The organism is Sphingomonas sp. (genome assembly GCF_026460985.1).
Taxonomy (GTDB): domain Bacteria; phylum Pseudomonadota; class Alphaproteobacteria; order Sphingomonadales; family Sphingomonadaceae; genus Sphingomonas.
This window is the reverse complement of the sequence record NZ_JAPKNM010000001.1, coordinates 285,318-307,189: the sequence shown is the minus strand read 5'-3', so window position 1 is coordinate 307,189 and position 21,872 is coordinate 285,318. Positions and strand designations below refer to the sequence as shown.

The window sequence follows — 21,872 nt, the reverse complement described above, 5'->3', positions numbered from 1 at the left end:
GCGCGCAGACGCGCGCACCCACCCATGATCGGGTGAACAGCGCCCCGCGCTGTTCAGGCCATGCCGGGGGCATGGCCGGCCCGATCATCCCTCCCTGCAAGCAGGGAGGGGAGCCTTCAAACTGAATGGCGATTCAACCCAAGCACCTGGAGGCGAGGGTGCCGGAGAATTTCGCGTCTCCGGCGGCCGTCGCCCAATAACCACTCGCAATGTAGGATTTGTTCTGCTTTCGTTCGAAAAATGAGCGAGCCACACGATTCCCGCACCGAGAATCCGCCGCCCGGTTTACCGCTTCGCGCGCGCACGCGAAGGACTGGTAAACTTCGTCATCCGCCTCTGCTTCGAAAACGCCCGAGAACTGCGCAAATCGGCACTTTTCGACGCCAACCAAAAGGTTGGGCATTCGCTCTTGCCAACCTTTTGGTTGGTTGTCGGCTTGACTCCACGGCGCGCGCCACGCGGTGTCCTCCCTGCCGCGCAGTGCATTGCCTCGCCGCCCCGCACCCCCTAACCGGTCCCCATGCTTGACGATGCCCGCTTCGGCCTGAGCCGCACCGCGACGCTCCCCGGGCCGCTCAGGCTCGACGGCGGCGTGCTGCTGTCGCCGGTCGACATCGCCTACGAGACCTATGGCGATCTCGCGCCCGACGGCGGCAACGCGATCCTGGTCTGCCACGCGCTGACCGGCGACCATCATGTCGCCTCGGCGCATCCGGTGACCGGCAAGCCCGGCTGGTGGGCGCGGATGGTGGGGCCGGGCAAGCCGATCGATACCGACCGCTATCTCGTGATCTGCGCCAACGTGCTCGGCTCCTGCCTCGGCTCGTCGGGGCCGGCGAGCGTCAACCCCGCCACCGGCAAGCCCTGGGCGATGGGCTTCCCGGTGATCACCATCCGCGACATGGTCCGCGCGCAGGCGATGCTGCTCGACCATCTCGGCATCGAGAAGCTCTTCGCCGTCGTCGGCGGATCGATGGGCGGCATGCAGGCGCTGAGCTGGGCGGCGACCTTTCCCGAGCGGGTGGCGTCGGCCGTCGTCATCGCCAGCGCCGCGCGGCATTCGGCGCAGAACATCGCCTTCCACGAAGTCGGCCGCCAGGCGATCATGGCCGATCATCGCTGGCGCGGCGGCGACTATTACGAAGACAATGATCCCCCCGCCTCGGGCCTCGCCGTGGCGCGGATGGCGGCGCACATCACCTATCTGTCCGAGGCCGGGCTCACCGCCAAGTTCGGCCGCAAGCTCCAGAGCCGTGACGCCAAGACCTTCGGCTTCGACGCCGATTTCCAGGTCGAGAGCTATCTCCGCCACCAGGGGCTGAGCTTCGTCGACCGGTTCGACGCCAATTCGTACCTCTACATCACCCGTGCGCTCGATTATTTCGACCTCGCCGAGGAGCATGGGGGCACACTCGCCAACGCCTTCACCGGCGACACGCGCTTCTGCCTGGTGAGCTTCGACACCGACTGGCTCTACCCGACGAGCGAATCGCGGACGATCGTCCATGCGCTCAACGCCGCGGGCGCGCCGGTGAGCTTCGTCGAGCTCTCCTCGCCCTTCGGCCACGACGCCTTCCTGCTCGAGAGCCCCGAGCTCGACCGCGTGATCGCCGGCTTCCTCGGCGCGGGAGAAAGCCGGTGAGCATCCGCCTCTCCTTCGATTCCGCCGAGCAGCAGATCGACGTGATCCACGGCTATCTGTCGCGCTCTTATTGGGCCGAGGGCATTCCGCGTGCGACCGTGGAGAAGTCGGTCGCCAACAGCTTCTGCGTCGGCGCGTTCCAGGGCGATGCGCAGATCGGCTTCGCCCGGCTGATCACCGATCGCGCGACCTTCGCCTATCTCGCCGACGTGTTCGTGCTCGAGGACCATCGCGGCCGGGGTGTCGCCCGCGCGATGCTCGCGGCGCTCGACGCGCATCCCGAGCTCCAGGGCCTCCGCCGCTGGGCCCTGTTCACTCGCGACATGCAGCCGCTCTACGCCAAGCTCGGCTGGGAGCCCTATCCGCATCCCGACCGGCTGATGGTGCGCGACATTCCGGATATCTACACACGATGAGCCTGCGTCCCGACCTCGCGATCATCGCCGCCAACGTCCAGCCGGTGACGCGCGTGCTCGACGTCGGCTGCGGTGACGGCGCGCTGATGGCGGCCTTGCGCGACCAGCGGGGCTGCGACGCGCGCGGGCTCGAACTCGATCCGGCCGACGTCGCCGCGGCGATGGCGAAGGGGCTGTCGGTGGTGCAGGGCGATGCCGACAGCGATCTCGCCGACTATCCCGATGCGAGCTTCGACTATGCGATCCTCAGCCAGACGCTGCAGACGACGCGGCGGCCCGACCGGGTGCTCGACGAGCTGCTGCGCATCGGCCGCCGCGCCTTCGTCTCCTTCCCCAATTTCGCGCATTGGCGGGTGCGTGCGTCTTTGCTGTTCGGCGGGCGGATGCCGGTGACGCGGCTGCTGCCGATCGCCTGGTACGCCACGCCCAACATCCATCATGTGACGGTCGACGATTTCCGGGCGCTGGTGAAGGCGCGGGGCATCATTGTCGAGGAATGCTGGTTCCTCTCGGGCGACCAGCGCACTGGCTCGGCCTTCGCGAACCTGTTCGCCGAGCACGCCGTGTTCCTGCTGAGGAAGGACCGGTGACCGGGCGCACGATCCTGTCGGTCCATCCGGCATATCGCGACGATATCGGCGATTTGGTCACGCGCCGTCCGTTGCCCGGGCCCGGCGTCGACCATGTCGGCGCCTTCCTGTTCCTCAACCATCACGGGCCGCAGACCTATGGCCCGGACAATCGCGGCCTGCCCTTCGGCCCGCATCCGCATCGCGGCTTCGAGACGATGACCTTCATCCTCGACGGCGAGCTCGCGCATACCGATTCCGCGGGGCATGAGAGCGTGATCCGCGCGGGCGGCGTGCAGTGGATGACCGCGGGGCGCGGGATCGTCCATGCCGAGGTCTCGCCGGCCGCCTTCAAGCGCGAGGGCGGGCGCATGGAGATCCTCCAGCTCTGGCTCAACCTGCCCGCGCGGCTCAAGATGACGGCGCCGCGTTATGTCGGGCTGCAGGCGGAGGGGATTCCGGCGATCGCCGACGACGACGCGACGGTGCACCTGATCTCGGGCGAATGGCAGGGCCATGCGGGCCCGATCGAGTCGCTCACGGGGGTGTTCCTGAGCTGGGTCGAGGCGCAACCAGGCGCCGCGGTCACCTTCGACGGGCTGAACGGCCGAGACGTCTTCCTCTACGCGGCGCGCGGGAGCATCGAAGTAGCGGGACGGCAGGTCCCGCAATTCCACCTCGCCCAGCTCGGCGCGGGCGACAGCGTGACGATCACCGCTTCCGAGCCCGCGCTCTTCCTGTTCGGCCATGCCGATCCGATCGACGAGGCCGTAGTGGCGCATGGCCCCTTCGTGATGAACAGCATGGAGGAGATCCGCCAGGCCTATGCCGATTACCAGGCGGGCAGGTTCGGCGTCGCCGAGATCGTCCAGGGCTAGATGCCGCGGCCCCAATTGACGGTGGCGCGCGTGCCGCCGTTCATCGGCTCGACGACGATCATCAGGCTGCGCTTCGATTCCTCGCCGGCCGAATACATGGTCGCCGTCGACAGCCGCTGGCCGAGGCCAGAGGCATTGGCCTGGGCGCGCGACCAGCCGAGCACCTCGGCCGGCCGCGCCCTGGCCAGGTAGACGATCGTCCCTCTGACATGGCGCGGCAGCCCGTCGGCGCTCGACACGCAGCTGGTGACCTGCGCGTCCCGGTAGACGGGCACGAAATCGGGCTTGTTCGCGCAATCGCCCGCCACGGTGACCGCCGCGGGCGTTCCCTCCGCCGCGGCCGCGGCCACGTTGCGGGCGACGGGATCGCCTGTCGTGTCCGAGGAAACGCCGTCGCATGCCGCGACCAGCAGCAGCAGCGGTACCGCGATCAGGATCCGGTGGCGCGGGTTGCTCAGAACGGCACGTCGTCGTCGAGATCGTCCGGGAAGCCGCCGCCGAAATTGCCGCCGCCGCTCTTCTGGCCGCCGCCGTTGAAATTGCCGCCGCCGCCGCGGCTCGAGGACTGGCCCGAGAATTCGTCGCCACCGCCGGCGCCCCAGTCGTCGCCGCCACCACCGCTGCTGCGGCCCGCGCCGCCGCCCTGGCCGGGCGCGCCGTCGAGCATGGTCAGCACCGAGTTGAAGCCCTGGAGCACGATCTCGGTCGAATAGCGGTCATTGCCCTGCTGGTCCTGCCACTTCCGGGTGGTCAGCGCGCCTTCGATATAGACCTTGCTGCCCTTGCGCAGATACTTCTCGGCAACGTTGGCGAGGCCTTCGTTGAAGACCTTGACCGTGTGCCACTCGGTCTTTTCCTTGCGCTCGCCCGAATTGCGGTCCTTCCAGCTTTCCGACGTGGCGATGCGCAGCTCGACCACCTTGCCGCCGTTCTGGAACGACCGCGATTCGGGGTCGCGCCCGAGATTGCCGACCAGAATGACCTTGTTGACGCTGCCGGCCATGGAAACTCCGCTGTGAGATCGATATGGAAAGGTGAACGAACAGGGTACTCCCGATGGCCGAGATCATCAACCTGAACAAGGCGCGCAAGGCGAAGGCTCGCGTGGATAAGTCTGCGAACGCCGACGAAAACCGCGTGCGCTTCGGCCGGACCAGGGCGCAGAAGCAGGCGGAAGCGGCGGAAACCACGAAACTGGCGCGGCTGCTCGATGACGCCAAGCGCGACTAGAGTCCCAGCGCGACCGCGCTCCAATAGGTTATCCCCGCCGCGACATAAGCGAGCGCGAACAGATAGCCGATCATGAAGGCGGGCCATTTCCACCCATTGGTCTCGCGCCGCGTGACTGCGATCGTCGAGATGCATTGCGGCGCGAAGACGAACCACATCAGGAAGGCCAGAGCGGTGGGCAGTGTCCAGCGCGCCTGGAGCTTCGCGCGGATCGCCGCGCCGCCGGCGTCGCCTTCGGGATCGTCGATCGCATAGACGGTGCCGATCGCCGCCACCGCGACTTCGCGCGCCGCCATCGCGGGCAGCAGCGCCAGCGAGATGTCGCGGTTGAACCCGATCGGCGCCACCACGACCTCGATCGCGCTGCCGATCCGCCCGGCGATCGAATGGTCGACCTGGCTCTGCCCCGGCGGCGCCTTGGGGAAGCTCAGCAGCGCCCAGAGCACGATCGTGGTGAGCAGGATGAAGGTGCCGGCGCGCTTGAGGAACACTTCCGCGCGCTGGAGCAGGCCGATGCCGAGATCCCGCAGCACGGGCCATTGATATTTGGGCATCTCCATCATGAAGCCCGACGTGGCGCCGCGCGTCACCGTCCGGCGCAGCACCAGCGCGGCGGCGAAGGCGCCAAGGATGCCGACGATCAGCAACCCGAACGCGACCAGCCCCTGCAGCCCGACGAACGGCGCGACCTGGCTGTTCGGGATGAAGGCGCCGATCACCATGGTGTAGACCGGCCAGCGCGCCGAGCAGGTCATCAAGGGGGCGATCAGGATCGTGGTCAGCCGGTCCTTCTCGTCGGAGATGGTGCGCGTCGCCATGATGCCGGGCACCGCGCAGGCGAAGGACGAGAGCAGGGGAATGAAGGCGCGGCCCGAAAGCCCCGCCACCGCCATCAGCCGGTCCATCAGGAACGCCGCGCGCACCATATAGCCCGAGGCCTCGAGCACGAGGATGAAGGCGAACAGGATCAGGATCTGCGGCAGGAAGACGACCACCGCGCCCACGCCCGCGATCACGCCGTCGACGAGCAGCGATCGGAGCGGCCCCTCGGGCAGCACGGCGTTCACGCCGTCGGCGAGCATCGCCATGCCGCCTTCGATCCAGCCGATCGGCGCCTCGGACCAGGCGAACACCGCCTGGAACATCACGAACATCAGCCCGAGCAGCAGGATCGGCCCGGCGACGGAGTGCAGCGCCACGGCGTCGAGCCGGTGCGCCCAGCGCCGCGCCGCGGTCTCCGATACGGTGACCGCGGTGGCGATTTGCCGCGCCCGGCGTTGGAGGACGACGATGTCGTGCGGGACGCCAGCCCCAGGGCGCACCGCATGGACCGTGCGGACCACCTCGGCGAGCCGCTCCTTGAGCGCATCGAGCCCGCGCTTGCGCACCGCCACCGTCGGCACCACCGGCACGCCGAGCTCGCGCTCGAGCGCCTCGGCGTCGAGCACCAGCCCGTCGCGCTCGGCGAGATCGATCATGTTGAGCGCGACGACGATCGGCAGCCCGAGCGCGATCAGCTGGAGCGTGAAGCGGAGATGGTTGTCGAGGTTCGACGCGTCGATCACGGTGATGATCGCATCGGGCAGCCGCTCGCCCGTCTGGCGGCCGACGAGCACGTCGCGCGTCACCTGCTCGTCGGGCGAGGAGGGATCGAGGCTGTAGGCGCCGGGCAGGTCGAGCAGTTCGACCGGGCGGCCGTCGGGGAGCGCCATGCGCCCGGCATGCCGCTCGACGGTGACGCCGGGATAATTGCCGACCTTCTGCCGCGCGCCGGTCAGCGCGTTGAACAGGGCGCTCTTGCCGGCATTGGGGTTGCCGACCAGCGCAACCAGCGGTGCCTGGTTCATCGGCCGGCGGCGTTCGGGAGCACGTGAATCGCGGCGGCGACGTGGCGGCGCAGCGCCACCGTCATCCGGCCGATCCGGCAGGCCACGGGCCCGCCGCCCAGCAAGCTCGAGCGATGGAGCATCTCGACCTCGACGCCTTCGTCGAGCCCGAGCTCGCGCAGGCGCCGGCCCTCGGGTTCGGAAAGCGCATGCCAATCCACCGCCGCCACCGTTCCAGGCGCGAGGCGAGGCAATTGGGCGAGCCGGACGGGCTGGGGAATCGCAGCGGCGACGTTCATGCTGCGAGTCATTATCAATAACCTGCCGAATGCGCTAGTAGGGGGAATGCGGAACGTCAGACCACCGGGTAGCGCAGCCGCCCGACGAAGCGCGACAGGCTGGGCCGGTGCGAGGTGCGCGCGAGGAAGCCGGCCTTGGCCTTCTCGAACTTCATGATGCCCTCGATCCGCCGGCCGAGGAATGCGCGCGTATCGGCATGGCCTTCGCTGTCGTCCTGGAGGAAGACCGCGATCGTCGCGGCGTAGATCGAGCCGAGCAATGCGCGCTTGGTATAATGGTTGTAGTCGGTCGCGGTGTCGCCGGCGAGCCGCCACATCGCGTCGGCCGCGCGCCAGCCGAGCCGCGCTGCGCGCGCCGCGTTCTGCGGCATGGCGAGCACCGCGGCGGCGCGGCGCAGCGCCTCGCGATTGGCGGCCAATGTCTCGAGCCGCGCCTCGACCAGGGCGGTGATCCGCGCGCGGATCTTCATCGCGGCGAGCGCCTCGGGCGTGAAGCGCGCCGCCATCGCCCGGTCGATGCTCGCGAACCAAGCATCGATCATCGCGACCGCGCCGTCCGAGAAAGCGAGCCGGGCGACGTCATGATCGACGCCCAGGCCGTTCGCCGCGGCATCGAGCGCCGCCGCGTTCCAGCCGTCGAACGCGGCGTTGGCAGCGATCGCCGGCGCGAGCGCCTCACGCAGTTCGTCGAGCGTTGCGTCTGCCAGGTCCATCATGCCGATTTAGGCTCCCCGGCGGCGGGCGCAACCCGCTCCTTGCCACCGCTGCGCACCAGCACCAGAGCGAGCGCGACGAAGAGGGCGCCGACCGCGTCGGCCGCGGCGAGCCTCTCGTCGAACACCACCCAGCCGAGCGCCGCGGCGACCGCGGGCTGGATCAGCAATGCGATGCCGACGACGAGCGGGGTGAGGTGGCCCAGCGCGTAGATCATGCAGCCCTGCCCGATCAGCTGGCTCACCACCGCCATTGCGAGGAGAGGCCACCAATTGCCCGGCCAGACCTGCTCGCCGAGCGCCAGCGCGAGGACGAGCAAAGGCGGGATCGAGGCGAGCGACGAGAGCGCGAGCGCCGGCATCGGGGCGAGCCGTTCGCGCACCCGCGCCATGATGATGAAGTAGATGGCGTAGAGTACGCCCGCGAGCAGGCAGAACAGATCGCCGGTGAGGTTCCGCGACGAGAGGCTCGCCGAACGCCCCATCAGCAGCGCCGCGCCCACTGCTGCCAGCACGAGTGCCAGCGCCTGCATGCGCGACGGCCACATCCGCGCGGCGACAAAGCCGTAGATCGGGAAGATCAGCACCGCGCAATTGCCGAACAAGGTCGAATTGGCGAGCGTGGTGCGACCGATCCCGACATGCCAGCTCGCCAGATCGGCGGCGAAGGCGAGCCCCGCCACCGCGAGCACGCCCCACAGGCCGCGCGAGGCCGTGAACGGGCGATCGCCGACCAGCATCGAGGCGCCTAGCAGCATCGGAGTCGCCAGCGCGATCCGCCAGAAACCCGCCGCCACCGGCCCGACATCGGCAACGCGCACGAACAGCGGACCGAAGGCGAGCGCGACATTGGCGATGACCAGAGCGGCGAGCGCCATCGTGGCATGGCTTCTGACGCGCGTAGTTTTCCTTGGGTCCCGGGCTTCCTGCATAGCGCCCTGTAGCGCCCTATCTGCCCCGGACCACAGCAAAAGGCTTTCTTCCCCCATGCCCAGCCTGTTCGATCCGATCCAGCTCGGCGCGATCCACGCGCCCAACCGCATCCTGATGGCGCCGCTGACCCGCGGCCGCGCGACGCGCGAACACGTGCCGACGCCGATCATGGCCGACTATTACGCCCAGCGCGCCGGCGCCGGGCTGATCATCTCCGAGGCGACCGGCATCAGCCAGCAGGGGCTTGGCTGGGCCTATGCGCCCGGGCTGTGGAGCCAGGAGCAGGTCGAGGCCTGGAAACCGGTGGTCGCCGCGGTGCACGAAGCCGGCGGGCGGATCGTCGCGCAGCTCTGGCACATGGGCCGGCTGGTCCATTCGGACTTCCTCGGCGGCGAGCCCCCGGTCTCGTCCTCGGCGACCACCGCGCCGGGAACGGTGCGCACCTATCCGGCGGAGGAGAGCGGCGAGATCAAGCGCCCCTACACGCAGGCGCGGGCGCTCCGCACCGACGAGATCCCCGGCATCCTCGACGATTATGCCAACGCCGCGACCAACGCGATCCGCGCGGGCTTCGACGGGGTGCAGATCCACGCCGCCAATGGCTATCTGATCGACCAGTTCCTGCGCGACAATTCGAACTTCCGCGACGACGCCTATGGCGGCTCGATCCCCAACCGCATCCGGCTGCTCCGCGAAGTCACGCAGCGCGTGGTCGACACGGTGGGCGGCGACCGCACCGGCGTGCGCCTCTCGCCCAATGGCGAAGTGCAGGGCGTCAACGACAGCAATCCGCACGCATTGTTCGAGGCTGCTGCGGCTGCGCTCGACGATATCGGCATCGCCTTTCTCGAGATGCGCGAGCCGCGCCCGGGCGGCACCCGCGGCCTGCCCGACCATCCGCCGGTGCACCCGGTGATCCGGAAGGTGTTCAAGGGGCCGCTCGCGCTCAACGCCGACTATCATGCCGACGATGCCCAGGCCGCGCTCGATGCGGGCGAGGCCGATGCGATCGCCTATGGCCGCCCCTTCCTCGCCAATCCGGACCTGCCGGAGCGGCTGGCGGAGAAGCTACCGCTCAATCCGCAGCGCGAGGACCTGTTCTATATCGGCGGTGCCGAGGGCTATACCGACTATCCGCGTTGGGACGAGGCTCAGGCGGCCTGATCGAGCCCGTCTAGCCAGCTGGTGCTGGCGGCCCGGAGCTGCGCGCGCAGCTTCGGGCCCGCCGCCAGCGCGAAGACCAGGAAGATCGCGAGCGGCCAGAACAGGAAACTCAGCGCGATGAGCAATGCCACGCCGAGCGCGATCCCCCAGCGCAGGTTGAGCAGCCGGGCCCGTGTCGCATAGTTGATCCGGATCGCGCGCGGCGCCTTGTCGTCATACCAGCGCTTGGTGACGAAAACGTCCGAATCGATTCCGGCGCCGCTACCCTGCCGGGAAGAAGCCGGAGGGGGCCGCGAGACCGGCTCCCCAGTCAGCGTATCGATGACTTCCAGCCGGCGCCCGCGCTCCACTACCTTGTAGCGCGTGGGCGGGGGCCGCATCGCTCAGCCGAACCGGCTCTTGAGCGCCAGCATCGCCAGCGCCGCCTTGGCGGCCTCGCCGCCCTTGTCCTTCTGCGCCGGATCGGCACGGACCAGCGCCTGCTCCTCATTCTCGACCGTCAGGATGCCGTTGCCGATCGGCACCCCATCGAGCGCCAGCGCCATCAGCCCGCGCGCGCTCTCGCCGGCGACGATCTCGAAATGATAAGTCTCGCCGCGGATCACCACGCCCAGCGCGACATAGGCGTCATACTGCCCGGTCTCGACCGCGAGCGCGACGGCACCGGGCACCTCAAGCGCGCCGGGAACGGTGACGATCTCGTAATCGTGCCCCGCCTCCTGGAGCGCGGTCCGCGCCCCATCGAGCAGCATGTCGTTGAGATGGGCGTAGAAGCGGGCTTCGACGATCAGGACGCGGGCCATCAATTCTCCAGGTCGATTGCACGCTCGCCGACGATCGACAGGCCGTAGCCGTCGAGCCCGACAAGGGTATGGTGGGTGTTGGTGAGCAGGATCATGTCCTGCACGCCGAGTTCGGTGAGGATCGTGGCGCCGACGCCGTAATCGCGCAATTCGTCCATGTCCTTGGCCTCGAGCACGCCTGCCTTGGCCTGGAGCGCGACGCTGAACTGGTCGGGGCGCGGCTTGTTGATCACCACGACCACGCCCGCGCCCTCCTCGCCGATGATCTCCATCGAACGGCGCAGCAGGCCGCCGCGGCTGCCGCCCTCGCCGAAGATGTCGCTGAACGGCGACAGCGCGTGCATGCGCACCAGAGTGGGCTTGGCGGGGTCGATCCGGCCCTTCACCAGCGCGACCTGCTCGCTCTCGGTCGCCTTGTTCCAGAAGGTGAGCGCAGTCCATTCGCCGCCCCAGTCGCTCTCGAACCGCGCCTCGGCGCGCTTCTCGACGAGGTGGTCGTGGCGGCGGCGATAGGCGATCAGGTCGCGGATCGTGCCGATCTTGAGATTGTGGAACTGCGCGAAGGAAACGAGGTCGTCCATCCGCGCCATCGTCCCGTCGTCCTTCATGATCTCGCAGATCACGCCCGAGGGGTTGAGTCCGGCGAGCCGCGCGACGTCGACCGCCGCCTCGGTATGGCCGGTGCGGACGAGCACGCCGCCGTCGCGCGCGACCAGCGGGAAGACATGGCCGGGCGAGACGATCGCGTGCCGGTCCTTCGACGCGTCGATCGCGACCGAGATGGTGCGCGCGCGATCGGCGGCGGAGATGCCAGTGGTGACGCCCTCGCGCGCCTCGATCGAGACGGTGAAGGCAGTCTCGTGCCGCGTGCCGTTGTTGCGCGACATCAGGTCGAGCCCGAGCTGGTCGACCCGCTCCTTGGTGAGCGCCAGGCAGATCAGCCCGCGGCCGAACTTGGCCATGAAGTTGATCGCGTCGGGAGTCGCCATCTGGGCGGGGATGACGAGGTCGCCTTCGTTCTCGCGGTCCTCATCGTCGACGAGGATGAACATCCGGCCGTTGCGGGCCTCGTCGATCAGTTCCTCGGGCGTCGACAGGAAACCGTGCTTGAGGCGGGCCAAGGGATTCGATTGTTCAGGCTTTGGCACGAAGCGCCTCCATGCGCTGGAGATAGCGGGCGAGCACGTCGATCTCGAGATTGACCGCCTGCCCGAGCTGCAATGCCCCGAATGTAGTGACTGCGGCGGTGTGGGGAATGATGTTGAGGTGCAGATTCACGCCCGTGGCCGTGTCCTCGACCGAATTCACAGTCAGCGACACGCCGTCGACGGTGATCGAGCCCTTGGCGGCGACATAGGGGGCGATTTCCTTGTCCGCGGCAATGACGAGGCGATGCGAGCCGCCTTCCTCGCGCCATTCGGCAACCGTGCCGATGCCGTCGACATGCCCGGTGACGATATGCCCGCCCAGCTCGTCGCCGAGCTTGAGCGCGCGCTCGAGGTTGAGGCGGCGGCCCTCGGTCCACATGTCCCGCGCGGTGCGCGACACGGTCTCGGCCGAGACGTCGAACGCGACGCGGCCGGGAGCCTTGTCGACCACCGTCAGGCACACGCCCGAGCAGGAGATCGACGCGCCGAGATCGATCGTGTCGACGTCATAGGCGGTGGAGATTTCGACGCGCAGGTCGCCCTGCTGCGTGGCGGCAACGACGGTGCCGATATCGGTGACGATTCCCGTAAACATTATGAGGTCGCGTAGACTTCGAGGCGGTCGCTGCCAAGCATCCGCGTGTCGCCGAGCCGCCAGCGACCATGCGCGGCGGCGAGGTCGGAAAGGCCGATATCGCCGAGCGCAGGCTTGCCCGAGCCGATCAGGATCGGCGCGCGGTAGAGGAGGAGGCGATCGACCAGCCCTTCGCGCAGGAACGCGGCGGCGGTCTCGGCGCCACCCTCGACGAGGAGATGGTCGACGCCTTCGAGATGCACGATGTCGGAGGGCGCGCCTAACAATTCCCATCCGTCATCCCCGCGAAAGCGGGGGTGACGAGAGAGAAGGATACGGCGCGGAGACCGGGGCTCGAGACCCGGCAACCGCACATCCAGCTTGGGCCGATCAACCTCCCAAGTCCGCCCCCCGACCAGGATCGCCTCGTGCCGCGCGCGCTCGAGATGCGCATGGGCGCGGGCCTCGGGGCCGGTGATCCAGCGGCTCTCGCCCGATTCGAGCGCGATGCGGCCGTCGAGCGAGGTCGCCAGCTTGAGGGTGACGAAGGGGCGGCCCTTGGCCCGCCGGGTGAGGAAGCCCGCCATCGCGGCGCGCGCCGCCTCCTCGGCGATGCCCTCTTCCACTTCGATCCCGGCATCGCGCAGCCGGGCGACGCCCTGCCCATTGGTGCGCGGATCGGGATCGCCGAGCGCGATCACAACGCGAACGACTCCGGCGGCGACCAGCAGGTCGGCGCAGGCGGGGCCGCGCGGCGAGAGGTGCGCACAGGGTTCGAGCGTGACGCAGCAAGTCGCGCCGCGCGACTTCTCCCCTGCCTCCGCCAGCGCCATCGCCTCGGCATGGGGGCGGCCGCCGGCCTGGGTCCAGCCGCGCCCGACGATGCGGCCGTGCTGCACCAGCACGCAGCCGACATTGGGGTTGGGAGCGGTCCGCCCGCGCGTGCGCTCCGACAGGCCGAGCGCTGCGCCCATCCAGCGCGCGTCGCTCAGAAACCGTGGTTGGTCAGCCAATCATCGACTTTCTTGAACTCGGCCTGCTTGGCCTTGCGCCGCTTTTCGAGCTCGGCCTTCTCGATGTTGCGCTTGGCCTGATCGATCTTCTGCTGCGCGCGGATCTGCTCGTCGGTGCGCGTGATCGGCCATTGCTCGACATAGATGATGTTGCGTTCGTACGGCTTCTCGAAGTGCGAGTCCTTCACGAAGGCGACGAGGATCAACATGGTCACGGCGAGCGAAAGCGCCATGAACCCCAACTCGTGGCGCTTCCGCGTCGCGAGGAAGAAGCGCAGATCGCGATAGGCGGCGACCGGCGAGAATCTTTTGAGAAAGGTCATTTGCGCGTGAAGATAAGGGCGCGGAGGCTCCAGGGCAAACCCCCGCGCCGGACCGGCCGCTAGCGCGACCGGTTTGGCCAGATGCGGATCACTGGTCCTTGATCTCGAACCGCACGCTCAGCGTCTTCCAACTCTCCTGCGGCACTCCGCCGCGCGTCGCGGGCTTGAAGCGCCATTTGGAGAGCGCCTGCCGCCTGGTCGCCTCGAAGAAGGCAGGGCTGGTCGCGCTGACCGATTCGGCTGCCTTCACGCGCCCGTCTATCCCGATCAGCACGCGGAGCTTGACGATACCGTCACGCTGGGCCCGCAGCTCGGCGGAGGGGTAAGCGGGCTGGAAGTCCTTGAGATAGCGCGGATCCTGGGCGGCACCGATCAATGGCAGGGGCGCGGGCGGTTCGGCGATGACCACCGGACCGGGACCGGGTGTCGGCGGCAATGGCGGCAGGGGCGGATATTCGATTGGCGTTGTCCTGGTGGGATTGTCGCTTTCAGTCCGCACCAACGGGTCGGGCGCCGTCGGCAGCGGCGTGATGGTCGTGCGTTCGCTTGTGGGTACCGGCTTGCGCTCGATCGGCTTGGGTTCGGGCGGGATCGGGACATTGCGGCCCTCGAGCACGGTGGGGGGATCGCGGGGGACGATCTGCGGCGCGAGATAGAACAACATTCCCGCGACGACCGCGCCGTTGATCAGGAAGGCGCCCCCCAGGCCGACAGCGCGGGACTTGGGCGGTGCGTAGCGATGTTCGGCATACATGCGTTGCTCTCCATCCGTTGACCGGTCTGGTGCCGGCTCTAGTGACGATACAACGTATCATTTAACAGGTAAACAGGTTTCGAAACGACGACGGGACGGGCGGCGGCGAGTCAGCCGGCCGCCTGCAAGCGAACCAGCGCAGCCTCGCGGCCGATCAGCGGAAGCAGCGCCCCCATATCGGGCCCATGCGCGCGCCCGGTGAGCGCAAGTCGCAGCGGCAGGAACAGCGGCTTGCCCTTGCGGCCGGTCGCTTCCTTGAGCGCGCCGGTGAGCGCATGCCAGGGGGCGCCGGCCCAGTCGATCCCGGCCGCCACGTCCGCCGCCTGCACGAGATAGGCGCGATCCTCGGGCGAGAGCTCGGCCGGGTCGATCGGTCCCTCGACGACGCGCCACCAGTCGGCAGCCTCGGCGACGGTGGCGAGATTGGGGCGGATCGCCTCCCATGCGACTGACGTCATGCCGCCGGGAAGCCGGTCCGCGACTGCCTCGAAGCCGAGCTGGTGGACGATGCGCGCGTTGAGCTGGGCGAGCTCGGCTTCGTCGAAGCGCGCCGGCGCGCGGCCGAAGCGCGCGAAGTCGAAGCTCGCGATCAGCGGGGCGGGATCGACGAAGGGCTCGACGGGATCGCTGGTGCCGATCCGCGCGAGCAAGGCGATCAAAGCCTGGGGCTCGATGCCGCTTTCCCGGAAATGATCGACGCCGAGCGAACCGAGGCGCTTTGAGAGCTTGCCCTCGCTGCCGGTCAGCAGCGCCTCGTGCGCGAAGGCGGGCGGATTGCTGCCCAAAGCCGCGAACATCTGGAGCTGGGCAGCGGTGTTCGAGACATGGTCCTCGCCGCGCACCACATGGGTGATGGCCATGTCGACATCGTCGACCACCGAGGGGAAGAGATAGAGCCACGAACCGTCGGCGCGGCGGATCACGGGATCGCTCATCGTCCGCGGATCGAAGCGCTGATGGCCGCGGACGAGGTCGTCCCACTCGATCGGCGCCTCGTGGTCGAGGCGGAAGCGCCAGTGCGGACGGACGCCCTCGCCCTCGAGCTTCGCCCGATCGGCATCGGTCAGCGCCAGCGCGGCGCGGTCATAGACCGGGGGCAGCCCGCGCCCGAGCAGGATCTTGCGCTTGAGCTCGAGCTCCTGCGCGGTCTCGAATGCCGGATAGACCCGGCCCGCGGCGACCATCTCGGCAAAGCGCGCCTCGTAGCGATCGAAGCGCGCCGACTGGCGCGCCTCGCCATCAGGTGCGAGGCCGAGCCAGGCGAGGTCGGCGCGGATCGAGTCGACGTGGCGTTCCTCCGAACGCGCGCGATCGGTATCGTCGATGCGCAGCAGGAAGTGCCCGCCCCGCGCCTTCGCGAACATCCAATTGTGGAGCGCGGTACGCAGATTGCCGACATGGAGCGTCCCCGTCGGACTGGGGGCGAAGCGCGTGGTGACGGTCATGGCCGCGACCTAGGCTCCGTACGCCTTGGCAGCAATGCCCCTTTGCCTCTTCCGATCCGCGTTCTAAGGGGTGGGCCAGGGACCAAAGCCGACGGGAAGCACACTATGAAATTGATGGCCGGCAATTCGAACATGCCGCTCGCCGGCGCGATCGCGGACTATCTCGAGATCCCGCTGACCCAGGCCAATGTCCGCCGCTTCGCCGACGAGGAGATCTTCGTCGAGATACTCGAGAATGTCCGCGGCGAGGACGTGTTCGTGCTCCAGTCGACGAGCTTCCCGGCGAACGACAATCTCATGGAGCTGCTGATCATGATCGATGCGCTGCGCCGCGCATCGGCCAAGCGGATCACCGCGGTGCTCCCTTATTTCGGCTATGCCCGCCAGGACCGGAAGCCCGGCCCGCGCACGCCGATCTCGGCCAAGCTGGTTGCCAACCTGATCACCACCGCGGGCGCCAACCGCGTCCTCTCGGTCGATCTCCATGCCGGCCAGATCCAGGGCTTCTTCGACATCCCCACGGACAACCTCTTCGCCGCACCCGTGATGTCGGCGGACATCACGACGCGCTTCCCCGGCAAGCAGTGGATGGTGGTCTCGCCCGACGTCGGCGGCGTGGTCCGCGCGCGCGCGCTCGCCAAGAGGCTCGACAACGCGCCGCTGGCGATCGTCGACAAGCGCCGCGAGCGGCCGGGCGAGTCCGAGGTGATGAACATCATCGGCCAGGTCGAGGGACGCTTCTGCATCCTGATCGACGACATCGTCGATTCGGCGGGCACGCTCTGCAACGCCGCGGCGGCACTGCGCGCGGCGGGAGCCGAGGATGTCGTGGCCTATTGCACCCACGGCGTGCTGTCGGGCGGCGCAGTGGCGCGGGTCGACGGATCGGCGCTGAGCGAGCTGGTGATCACCGATTCGATCGGCAACCACGCCGTGATCGCCGAGAGCAGCAAGACCCGGCACCTGACGATCGCGCCCCTGCTCGCCGAGGCGATCAAGCGCATCGCCGACGAGAGCTCGGTTTCGTCGCTGTTCGATTGACTTGATTCCCCTCCCTGCAAGGGAGGGGTTAGGGGTGGGTGAGAAAAGGTCGGGCTCGATGCCCGGCCTTTTCTTTTGCGGCAACGTTGCGAGGCTCGCTGCGCTCGCCACCCACCCCCTGCCCCTCCCTTGCAGGGAGGGGAGTCAAAGGGTCGCTTCCCAAACCAGCGCCGCGCCGACCAGGATCATCAACCAGTAGATCGCGGTGTAGAAACGCTCGGGCGCGATGCGGCGGACGAGCCATACGCCCGCCAGCGTCGAGGCCAAGGCGAGCGGCAGCAAGGCCGCCGCGGTGAGCAGGTTCGCCCGGGTGAACTGGCCGAGCGCGGCATAGGCGGGCACCTTGATCCAGTTGATCGCGGCGAAGAAGATCGCGGTGGTGCCGATCAGCACGTCGCGGTCGAGTTTCCGGGGCAGTACCCAGAGCTGGAAGGGCGGCTGCCCGGCATGCGCGATCTGGCTGGTGAAGCCCGAGGCGATTCCGAACAGCGACCCCATCCATAAAGGCCAGCGCGCCGCCTCGCGTGGGGCGGCGTGGCGCGCGGCCCAGAGGCGATAGGCGCCGAAGACCATCGAGATGATGCCCACTGCCGCCATGACGCCAAGCGGGGACACGCTCGCCGCGAAGGCATAGCCGAGCCAGATGCCGAGCACCGCGCCGGGCATCATCCAGCCGAGCAGCCGCCACTCGACGGTGCGACGGAACGCCCAGACCCCCACTACGTCCTGCGCGATCAGGATCGGCAGCAGGATCGCCGCGGCGCGCACGGGGTCGATCGCGAAGGTGAGCATCGGCAGCGACAGCGCCCCCATGCCCGCGAATCCGCCCTTGGCCAGCCCGAGCAGGATCACTGCGGGGATGGCGAGCGCGTAGAAGTGCCAGTCGAGGATCATCGCCATGCGCGGTAGCGGGTTTGCGCGGGGCGCCAAAGTGCCTATCGAATCCCGCGACAGGGAGGCGCATATGGCCGAGGATCGCACGGGGCAGCTGGCGGTGATGTTCGTCTCCGAACGCACCGGCGACGATGCCGAGGGCTATGCCATCGCGGCGCAAGCGATGGACAGCCTCGCCGCCGAGCAGCCCGGCTATCGCGGGATCGACAGCGTCTCGGCCGGCGGCCTCGGCATCACGCTCAGCTATTGGGCCGACGAGGCGAGCGCGGTGGCATGGCGCAACCACCCGGAGCATGCCGCGACGCGCGAGGCGGGGCGGGGCCGCTGGTACAAATGGTACCGCCTCCACGTCGCCGACATCACCCGCAGCTATTCGTGGATACGCGAATGAACGTCCGCGGCTTCGATCGCACCTTCGCCTTGCTCTTCGCCGTGATGCTGGCGATCGCGGCGGGGAACACCGCGCTGCAATCGGTGCTGCCCGCGCTGGGCCGCTCGCTCGGCGCCGCGGACAGCGCGGTGGCGGCGGTCTTCTCGGTTTCGGCCTTGCTCTGGGTGATCGCCGCGCCCTTCTGGGCCAACCGGTCGGACCGGCACGGCCGGCGCGCGATGGTGCTGCTCGGCGTCGCGGGGTTCACCGTGTCGCTTTTGCTGTGCGGCATCTTCCTGATGCTCGGCATCAACGGCGTGCTCGGGCCGCTCGCCACCTTCGTCGCCTTCATCGCGGCGCGCGTGATCTACGGGACGTTCGGCTCGGCAGCGCCGCCGGCGGTGCAGGCGATCGTCGCGGGGCGGACGACGCGCGAGGAGCGGACGCAGGCGCTCACCCTGCTCGCCTCGGCCTTTGGGCTGGGGACGATCCTGGGGCCCGCCATCGCCCCCTATCTCGTGCTCGGCCACGTCTGGAGCGGCGGACCCGAGATCGGGCTGGCAGGGCCCGCCTTCGTCGCGGCGGCGATCGGCGCGGCGATCTGGATCGCAGTGGTACGGCTGCTCCCACAGGACGAAGGCTTCGAGCACGGCGCGGCGGCGAGCTATCCCTCGATCGGCGGGCAGGCGACCGGCGCGACCGTCACTGCGGCGACCGCGCCGTCGAGCGAGAAGATCGGCTATTTCGACCCGCGGGTGCGCGCCTGGATCATCAGTGGGCTCGTGATCGGTCACGCCCAGGCAATGACCGGCCAGGCGATCGGCTTCCTGATCATCGATCGACTGGCGGTCTCGCCGATCGACGCGCTCCAGCCCACCGGGCTGGTGCTGATGATGGGCGCGGGAGCGGCATTGCTCGCGCAATGGGGGCTCATCCCGATGCTCGACCTCAAGCCCCGCGCGCTGGTGCTCGCCGGCGCGGCGCTGGGCGTGGTGGGTTGCGTCGCCACCGGCAGCGCCACCTCGCTCTACGGGATCGCGCTCGGCTATGCGCTGACTTCGCTCGGCATGGGGCTGGCGCGACCGGGATTCACCGCGGGCTCGTCGCTCGCGGTAGGACCCGACGCGCAGGGATCGGTGGCGGGCAAGGTCACCTCGGTCAACGGCGCCGCCTTCGTGCTCGGCCCGTCGATCGGTGTGGGGCTGTACGAGCTGTGGCGGCCGCTGCCCTATCTGGCCGCGGCCGCCGCGCTCGCCTGCCTGCTCGCTTATGCCTGGCTCAGTCTTCGCCCTTCGGACCCCGGCCGCGGAGCATCCCCGGCGCAATGAACCCCAAGGGCTGGATCGCCGAGGCCTGCTGCTTGAGCCGTCCCGACATCGCTTCGTATTCCTGCTCCATCTCGGGCGTCACCGTCGCCCGCGTATCGGCCAGGGCCTCCTCGAAATGCGCCATGGTGACTTCGCGCGCGCCCAGCGACTGGCGGAGCGCGACCAAGCCGGCGCGGCGAACCACGTCCTCGAGATCGGCGCCGGTATAGCGTTCGGCCTCTTCGGCGATCGCGCCGAGATCGACATCGCTCGCGAGCGGCATCTTGCCCGTCTGGATTCGCAGGATCCGCTCGCGTCCGGCCCGGTCCGGCACGCCGACATAGATCAGCTCGTCGAACCGCCCCGGACGCAGCAGCGCCGCATCGATCAGATTGGGCCGGTTGCTCGCGCCGATGACGACCACCGACTGGAGCTCCTCAAGCCCATCCATCTCCGACAAGATCGTGTTGACCACGCGCTCGGTCGCCTGCGGCTCGCCCATCCCGCCGCCGCGCGCGGGGACGAGGCTGTCGAGTTCGTCGATGAAGATCACGCAGGGGGCGACCTGGCGCGCGCGGGCGAACAGTCGGGCGATCTGCTGCTCGCTTTCGCCATACCATTTGCTGAGCAGGTCGCTCGACTTGGTGGCGATGAAATTCGCCTCCGCCTCGCGCGCGACTGCCTTGGCGAGCAGGGTCTTGCCGGTGCCCGGGGGCCCGTAGAGCAGGAAGCCCTTGGCCGGGCGGATGCCGAGGCGTCGGAACGCGTCGGGGTCCTTCAGGGGCAGCTCGACGCCTTCCTTGAGCCGCATCTGCGCATCGTCGAGCCCGCCGACATCGTCCCAGCGGACGCGCGGCGCCTCGACCATCACTTCGCGCATCGCCGAAGGCTGGACGCGCTTCAGCGCCTCCAGGAAATCCTCGCGCGTCACCGAGAGCGTGTCGAGCACTTCGGGCGGGATGCTGTGATCCTCGAGGTTGAGCTTGGGCATCAGCCGCCGCACCGCCTCGATCGCCGCCTCGCGGGTGAGCGCGGCGAGATCGGCGCCGACGAAACCATAGGTCGTCCGCGCGAGCTCGCCCAGATCGACCTTGTCGCCGAGCGGCATGCCGCGCGTATGGATGCCGAGAATCTCGCGGCGGCCGCGCTCGTCGGGCACGCCCACCACGATCTCGCGGTCGAACCGGCCCGGCCGGCGCAGCGCCTCGTCGATCGCCTCGGGCCGGTTGGTCGCGGCGATGACGACGATGTTGGCGCGCGCCTCGAGCCCGTCCATCAGCGTGAGCAATTGCGCGACGAGGCGCTTCTCGGCCTCGCCCGAGACCTGCCCGCGCTTGGGCGCGATCGAATCGACCTCGTCGATGAACACGATCGACGGCGCGGACTTGGCGGCTTCCTCGAACACCTGACGCAGCCGGCCCTCGGACTCGCCATAGGCCGAGCCCATGATCTCGGGGCCGTTGATCAAGTGGAAATTGGCGTCGCTCTCGTTCGCCACCGCGCGGGCGAGCCGCGTCTTGCCGGTGCCGGGCGGGCCGTGGAGCAGCACCCCCTTGGGCGGATCGACGCCGAGGCGCTGGAAGAGTTCGGGATAGCGCAAGGGCAACTCGACCATCTCGCGCAACTGGTCGATCGTCGCGGCCATGCCGCCGATATCGTCATAGGTGACGTCGGCGCGCCGGCTCTCCGAGGCTTCCTCATATTCGGGCCGCAGCTCGACCTCGGTATTCTCGTCGATATGGACGATGCCCTTGGGCGTGGCCGAGACTACTGCGAGCCGGATCTCCTGCAGCGCATAGGCCGGCGCGTTGACCCAGCGCTGGACGTTGGGATCGACGACGCGGTGATGTCCGGCGGTCGCGACGATGTCGCCCTGCGCGAGCGGTCGGCCGTAAAAGGTGCGCTGGAGCGCCTGGGCCGAGCCCTGGAGGCGGAGATTGGCCTGGGCGGGCGCGAACACCACACGCGCCGCCGGCTTGGACACCGCCTTGCGCACCTCGACGAAATCGCCCGAGCCGACGCCGGCATTGGCGCGCTGGAGGCCGTCGATGCGCAGCAGCTCGAGCCCCTCGTCCTCGGCATAAGGCAGCACCGCGCGCGCCGGCGTGGCGCGCTTGCCGACGATCTCGATCACGTCGCCTTCGGTGATGCCGAGCGCCGCCATCTGGCTGCGCGGGATATGCGCGAGCCCCCGGCCGCTATCCTCGGGCCGGCTATTGGCGACCTGGAGCTTGCTTCCTCTCGATTCTTCGTCCGCCACTTCATTTCCTTCAGGCAATGAAGCGGGAACATAGGAACGCGGTTTCCGTGCCGCGAGAGGGCAAAAAAAATGGCGGGCCGCAAGGACCCGCCGGAAAAGTTTTAGGAGAGGATGCCTGAAAGGCACGCAATATGTGCAGTGCGGCGAATTTTTGTGCAAGTGCGAAATGCATTCAGTCGAATTGCAAAGGTTGCAATCGCGCTCAAGCGGAACGATACTGGGCCGTAAGGGCAGTTTCTGGGCTTGCCTGCGCACGGGAACTCGGCGAAG

The 21,872-nt window shown here is 68.7% G+C and carries 25 protein-coding genes; 9 read left to right on the top strand and 16 right to left on the bottom strand.

Features of this window, described 5'->3' with window-relative positions:
- The first annotated feature begins 520 nt into the window (after positions 1 to 520).
- The 4 genes from MT490_RS01605 to MT490_RS01590 are packed head-to-tail and all read left to right on the top strand — an operon-like array spanning position 521 to position 3,505.
- Positions 521 to 1,642, top strand: a complete 1,122-nt coding sequence (locus MT490_RS01605; protein ID WP_297383653.1) for a homoserine O-acetyltransferase — start codon at positions 521 to 523, stop codon at positions 1,640 to 1,642.
- Entirely contained in the window at positions 1,639 to 2,058 is a 420-nt protein-coding gene (locus MT490_RS01600) for a GNAT family N-acetyltransferase (RefSeq protein WP_297383652.1), read from the top strand. Before MT490_RS01605 ends, MT490_RS01600 begins: the two co-directional genes overlap by 4 nt.
- Positions 2,055 to 2,648, top strand: coding sequence for a methionine biosynthesis protein MetW (metW, locus tag MT490_RS01595; protein WP_297383650.1), 594 nt, complete (start codon positions 2,055 to 2,057; stop codon positions 2,646 to 2,648). Before MT490_RS01600 ends, metW begins: the two co-directional genes overlap by 4 nt.
- The gene (locus tag MT490_RS01590; protein ID WP_297383648.1) at positions 2,645 to 3,505 is read left to right on the top strand and encodes a pirin family protein; all 861 of its coding nucleotides are present in this window, start codon (positions 2,645 to 2,647) and stop codon (positions 3,503 to 3,505) included. The genes metW and MT490_RS01590 overlap by 4 nt, the downstream gene beginning before the upstream one ends.
- Here MT490_RS01590 and MT490_RS01585 read toward each other — a convergent pair.
- Both MT490_RS01585 and ssb read right to left on the bottom strand, forming a co-directional pair.
- On the bottom strand, positions 3,502 to 3,855 hold the full coding sequence (locus MT490_RS01585; protein WP_297383646.1) for a hypothetical protein: 354 nt from the start codon (positions 3,853 to 3,855) through the stop codon (positions 3,502 to 3,504). The genes MT490_RS01590 and MT490_RS01585 overlap by 4 nt on opposite strands.
- A gap of 104 nt (positions 3,856 to 3,959) precedes the next feature.
- Positions 3,960 to 4,508 carry a single-stranded DNA-binding protein gene (gene ssb, locus MT490_RS01580; RefSeq protein ID WP_297383645.1) on the bottom strand — a complete coding sequence of 183 codons (549 nt, stop codon included), beginning with the start codon at positions 4,506 to 4,508 and terminating at the stop codon, positions 3,960 to 3,962.
- Between the two features lie 53 nt (positions 4,509 to 4,561).
- Here ssb and MT490_RS01575 point away from each other — a divergent pair, with 53 nt between their 5' ends.
- On the top strand, positions 4,562 to 4,735 hold the full coding sequence (locus MT490_RS01575; protein WP_297383643.1) for a DUF4169 family protein: 174 nt from the start codon (positions 4,562 to 4,564) through the stop codon (positions 4,733 to 4,735).
- Here the strand turns inward: MT490_RS01575 and MT490_RS01570 are convergent.
- From MT490_RS01570 to MT490_RS01555, 4 genes are read right to left on the bottom strand one after another with little or no spacing between them, the layout of a single operon-like run.
- Positions 4,732 to 6,582, bottom strand: coding sequence for a ferrous iron transporter B (locus MT490_RS01570; RefSeq protein ID WP_297383641.1), 1,851 nt, complete (start codon positions 6,580 to 6,582; stop codon positions 4,732 to 4,734). The two genes, MT490_RS01575 and MT490_RS01570, sit on opposite strands and share 4 nt — an antisense overlap.
- Positions 6,579 to 6,860, bottom strand: a complete 282-nt coding sequence (locus tag MT490_RS01565) for a FeoA family protein (protein WP_297383675.1) — start codon at positions 6,858 to 6,860, stop codon at positions 6,579 to 6,581. The genes MT490_RS01570 and MT490_RS01565 overlap by 4 nt, the downstream gene beginning before the upstream one ends.
- 56 nt (positions 6,861 to 6,916) lie before the next feature.
- The gene (locus tag MT490_RS01560; RefSeq protein ID WP_297383673.1) at positions 6,917 to 7,573 is read right to left on the bottom strand and encodes a COQ9 family protein; all 657 of its coding nucleotides are present in this window, start codon (positions 7,571 to 7,573) and stop codon (positions 6,917 to 6,919) included.
- Complete coding sequence (locus MT490_RS01555) at positions 7,573 to 8,451, bottom strand: DMT family transporter (protein ID WP_297383639.1); 879 nt, start codon at positions 8,449 to 8,451, stop codon at positions 7,573 to 7,575. Before MT490_RS01555 ends, MT490_RS01560 begins: the two co-directional genes overlap by 1 nt.
- 109 nt (positions 8,452 to 8,560) lie before the next feature.
- On the opposite strand from MT490_RS01555, the gene MT490_RS01550 reads away from it, so the two are divergent.
- Positions 8,561 to 9,670, top strand: a complete 1,110-nt coding sequence (locus MT490_RS01550) for an alkene reductase (protein ID WP_297383638.1) — start codon at positions 8,561 to 8,563, stop codon at positions 9,668 to 9,670.
- On the opposite strand, the gene MT490_RS01545 is transcribed toward MT490_RS01550, so the two are convergent.
- The 8 genes from MT490_RS01545 to gltX all read right to left on the bottom strand — a co-directional run bounded on the left by MT490_RS01545 (position 9,658) and on the right by gltX (position 15,730).
- Positions 9,658 to 10,050, bottom strand: a complete 393-nt coding sequence (locus tag MT490_RS01545) for a hypothetical protein (RefSeq protein WP_297383636.1) — start codon at positions 10,048 to 10,050, stop codon at positions 9,658 to 9,660. The two genes, MT490_RS01550 and MT490_RS01545, sit on opposite strands and share 13 nt — an antisense overlap.
- A 3-nt stretch (positions 10,051 to 10,053) precedes the next feature.
- The gene (gene ribH, locus MT490_RS01540) at positions 10,054 to 10,473 is read right to left on the bottom strand and encodes a 6,7-dimethyl-8-ribityllumazine synthase (RefSeq protein ID WP_297383634.1); all 420 of its coding nucleotides are present in this window, start codon (positions 10,471 to 10,473) and stop codon (positions 10,054 to 10,056) included.
- Positions 10,473 to 11,621 carry a 3,4-dihydroxy-2-butanone-4-phosphate synthase gene (gene ribB / locus MT490_RS01535; protein WP_297383632.1) on the bottom strand — a complete coding sequence of 383 codons (1,149 nt, stop codon included), beginning with the start codon at positions 11,619 to 11,621 and terminating at the stop codon, positions 10,473 to 10,475. The genes ribH and ribB overlap by 1 nt, the downstream gene beginning before the upstream one ends.
- Positions 11,608 to 12,216: a riboflavin synthase gene (locus tag MT490_RS01530; RefSeq protein ID WP_297383631.1), complete on the bottom strand. Its 609-nt coding sequence runs from the start codon at positions 12,214 to 12,216 to the stop codon at positions 11,608 to 11,610. Before MT490_RS01530 ends, ribB begins: the two co-directional genes overlap by 14 nt.
- Positions 12,216 to 13,169 carry a bifunctional diaminohydroxyphosphoribosylaminopyrimidine deaminase/5-amino-6-(5-phosphoribosylamino)uracil reductase RibD gene (gene ribD, locus MT490_RS01525; protein ID WP_297383671.1) on the bottom strand — a complete coding sequence of 318 codons (954 nt, stop codon included), beginning with the start codon at positions 13,167 to 13,169 and terminating at the stop codon, positions 12,216 to 12,218. Before ribD ends, MT490_RS01530 begins: the two co-directional genes overlap by 1 nt.
- A gap of 14 nt (positions 13,170 to 13,183) precedes the next feature.
- Positions 13,184 to 13,531, bottom strand: coding sequence for a hypothetical protein (locus MT490_RS01520; RefSeq protein WP_297383630.1), 348 nt, complete (start codon positions 13,529 to 13,531; stop codon positions 13,184 to 13,186).
- Positions 13,532 to 13,619: 88 nt separating this feature from the next.
- Positions 13,620 to 14,285, bottom strand: coding sequence for an energy transducer TonB (locus MT490_RS01515; protein WP_297383628.1), 666 nt, complete (start codon positions 14,283 to 14,285; stop codon positions 13,620 to 13,622).
- Between the two features lie 110 nt (positions 14,286 to 14,395).
- Positions 14,396 to 15,730, bottom strand: coding sequence for a glutamate--tRNA ligase (gene gltX / locus MT490_RS01510; protein ID WP_297383627.1), 1,335 nt, complete (start codon positions 15,728 to 15,730; stop codon positions 14,396 to 14,398).
- Positions 15,731 to 15,835: 105 nt separating this feature from the next.
- On the opposite strand from gltX, the gene MT490_RS01505 reads away from it, so the two are divergent.
- Positions 15,836 to 16,771: a ribose-phosphate pyrophosphokinase gene (locus MT490_RS01505; protein ID WP_297383625.1), complete on the top strand. Its 936-nt coding sequence runs from the start codon at positions 15,836 to 15,838 to the stop codon at positions 16,769 to 16,771.
- Between the two features lie 144 nt (positions 16,772 to 16,915).
- Here the strand turns inward: MT490_RS01505 and MT490_RS01500 are convergent, their stop codons facing one another.
- Positions 16,916 to 17,665 (bottom strand): sulfite exporter TauE/SafE family protein, encoded by a 750-nt coding sequence (locus tag MT490_RS01500; protein ID WP_297383669.1) that lies wholly within the window; start codon positions 17,663 to 17,665, stop codon positions 16,916 to 16,918.
- Between the two features lie 70 nt (positions 17,666 to 17,735).
- On the opposite strand from MT490_RS01500, the gene MT490_RS01495 reads away from it, so the two are divergent.
- Positions 17,736 to 18,056: an antibiotic biosynthesis monooxygenase gene (locus MT490_RS01495; RefSeq protein WP_297383623.1), complete on the top strand. Its 321-nt coding sequence runs from the start codon at positions 17,736 to 17,738 to the stop codon at positions 18,054 to 18,056.
- Entirely contained in the window at positions 18,053 to 19,363 is a 1,311-nt protein-coding gene (locus MT490_RS01490; protein ID WP_297383620.1) for an MFS transporter, read from the top strand. Before MT490_RS01495 ends, MT490_RS01490 begins: the two co-directional genes overlap by 4 nt.
- Here MT490_RS01490 and MT490_RS01485 read toward each other — a convergent pair.
- Positions 19,314 to 21,602: a CDC48 family AAA ATPase gene (locus MT490_RS01485; protein WP_297383618.1), complete on the bottom strand. Its 2,289-nt coding sequence runs from the start codon at positions 21,600 to 21,602 to the stop codon at positions 19,314 to 19,316. The genes MT490_RS01490 and MT490_RS01485 overlap by 50 nt on opposite strands.
- Positions 21,603 to 21,872 lie beyond the last annotated feature (270 nt).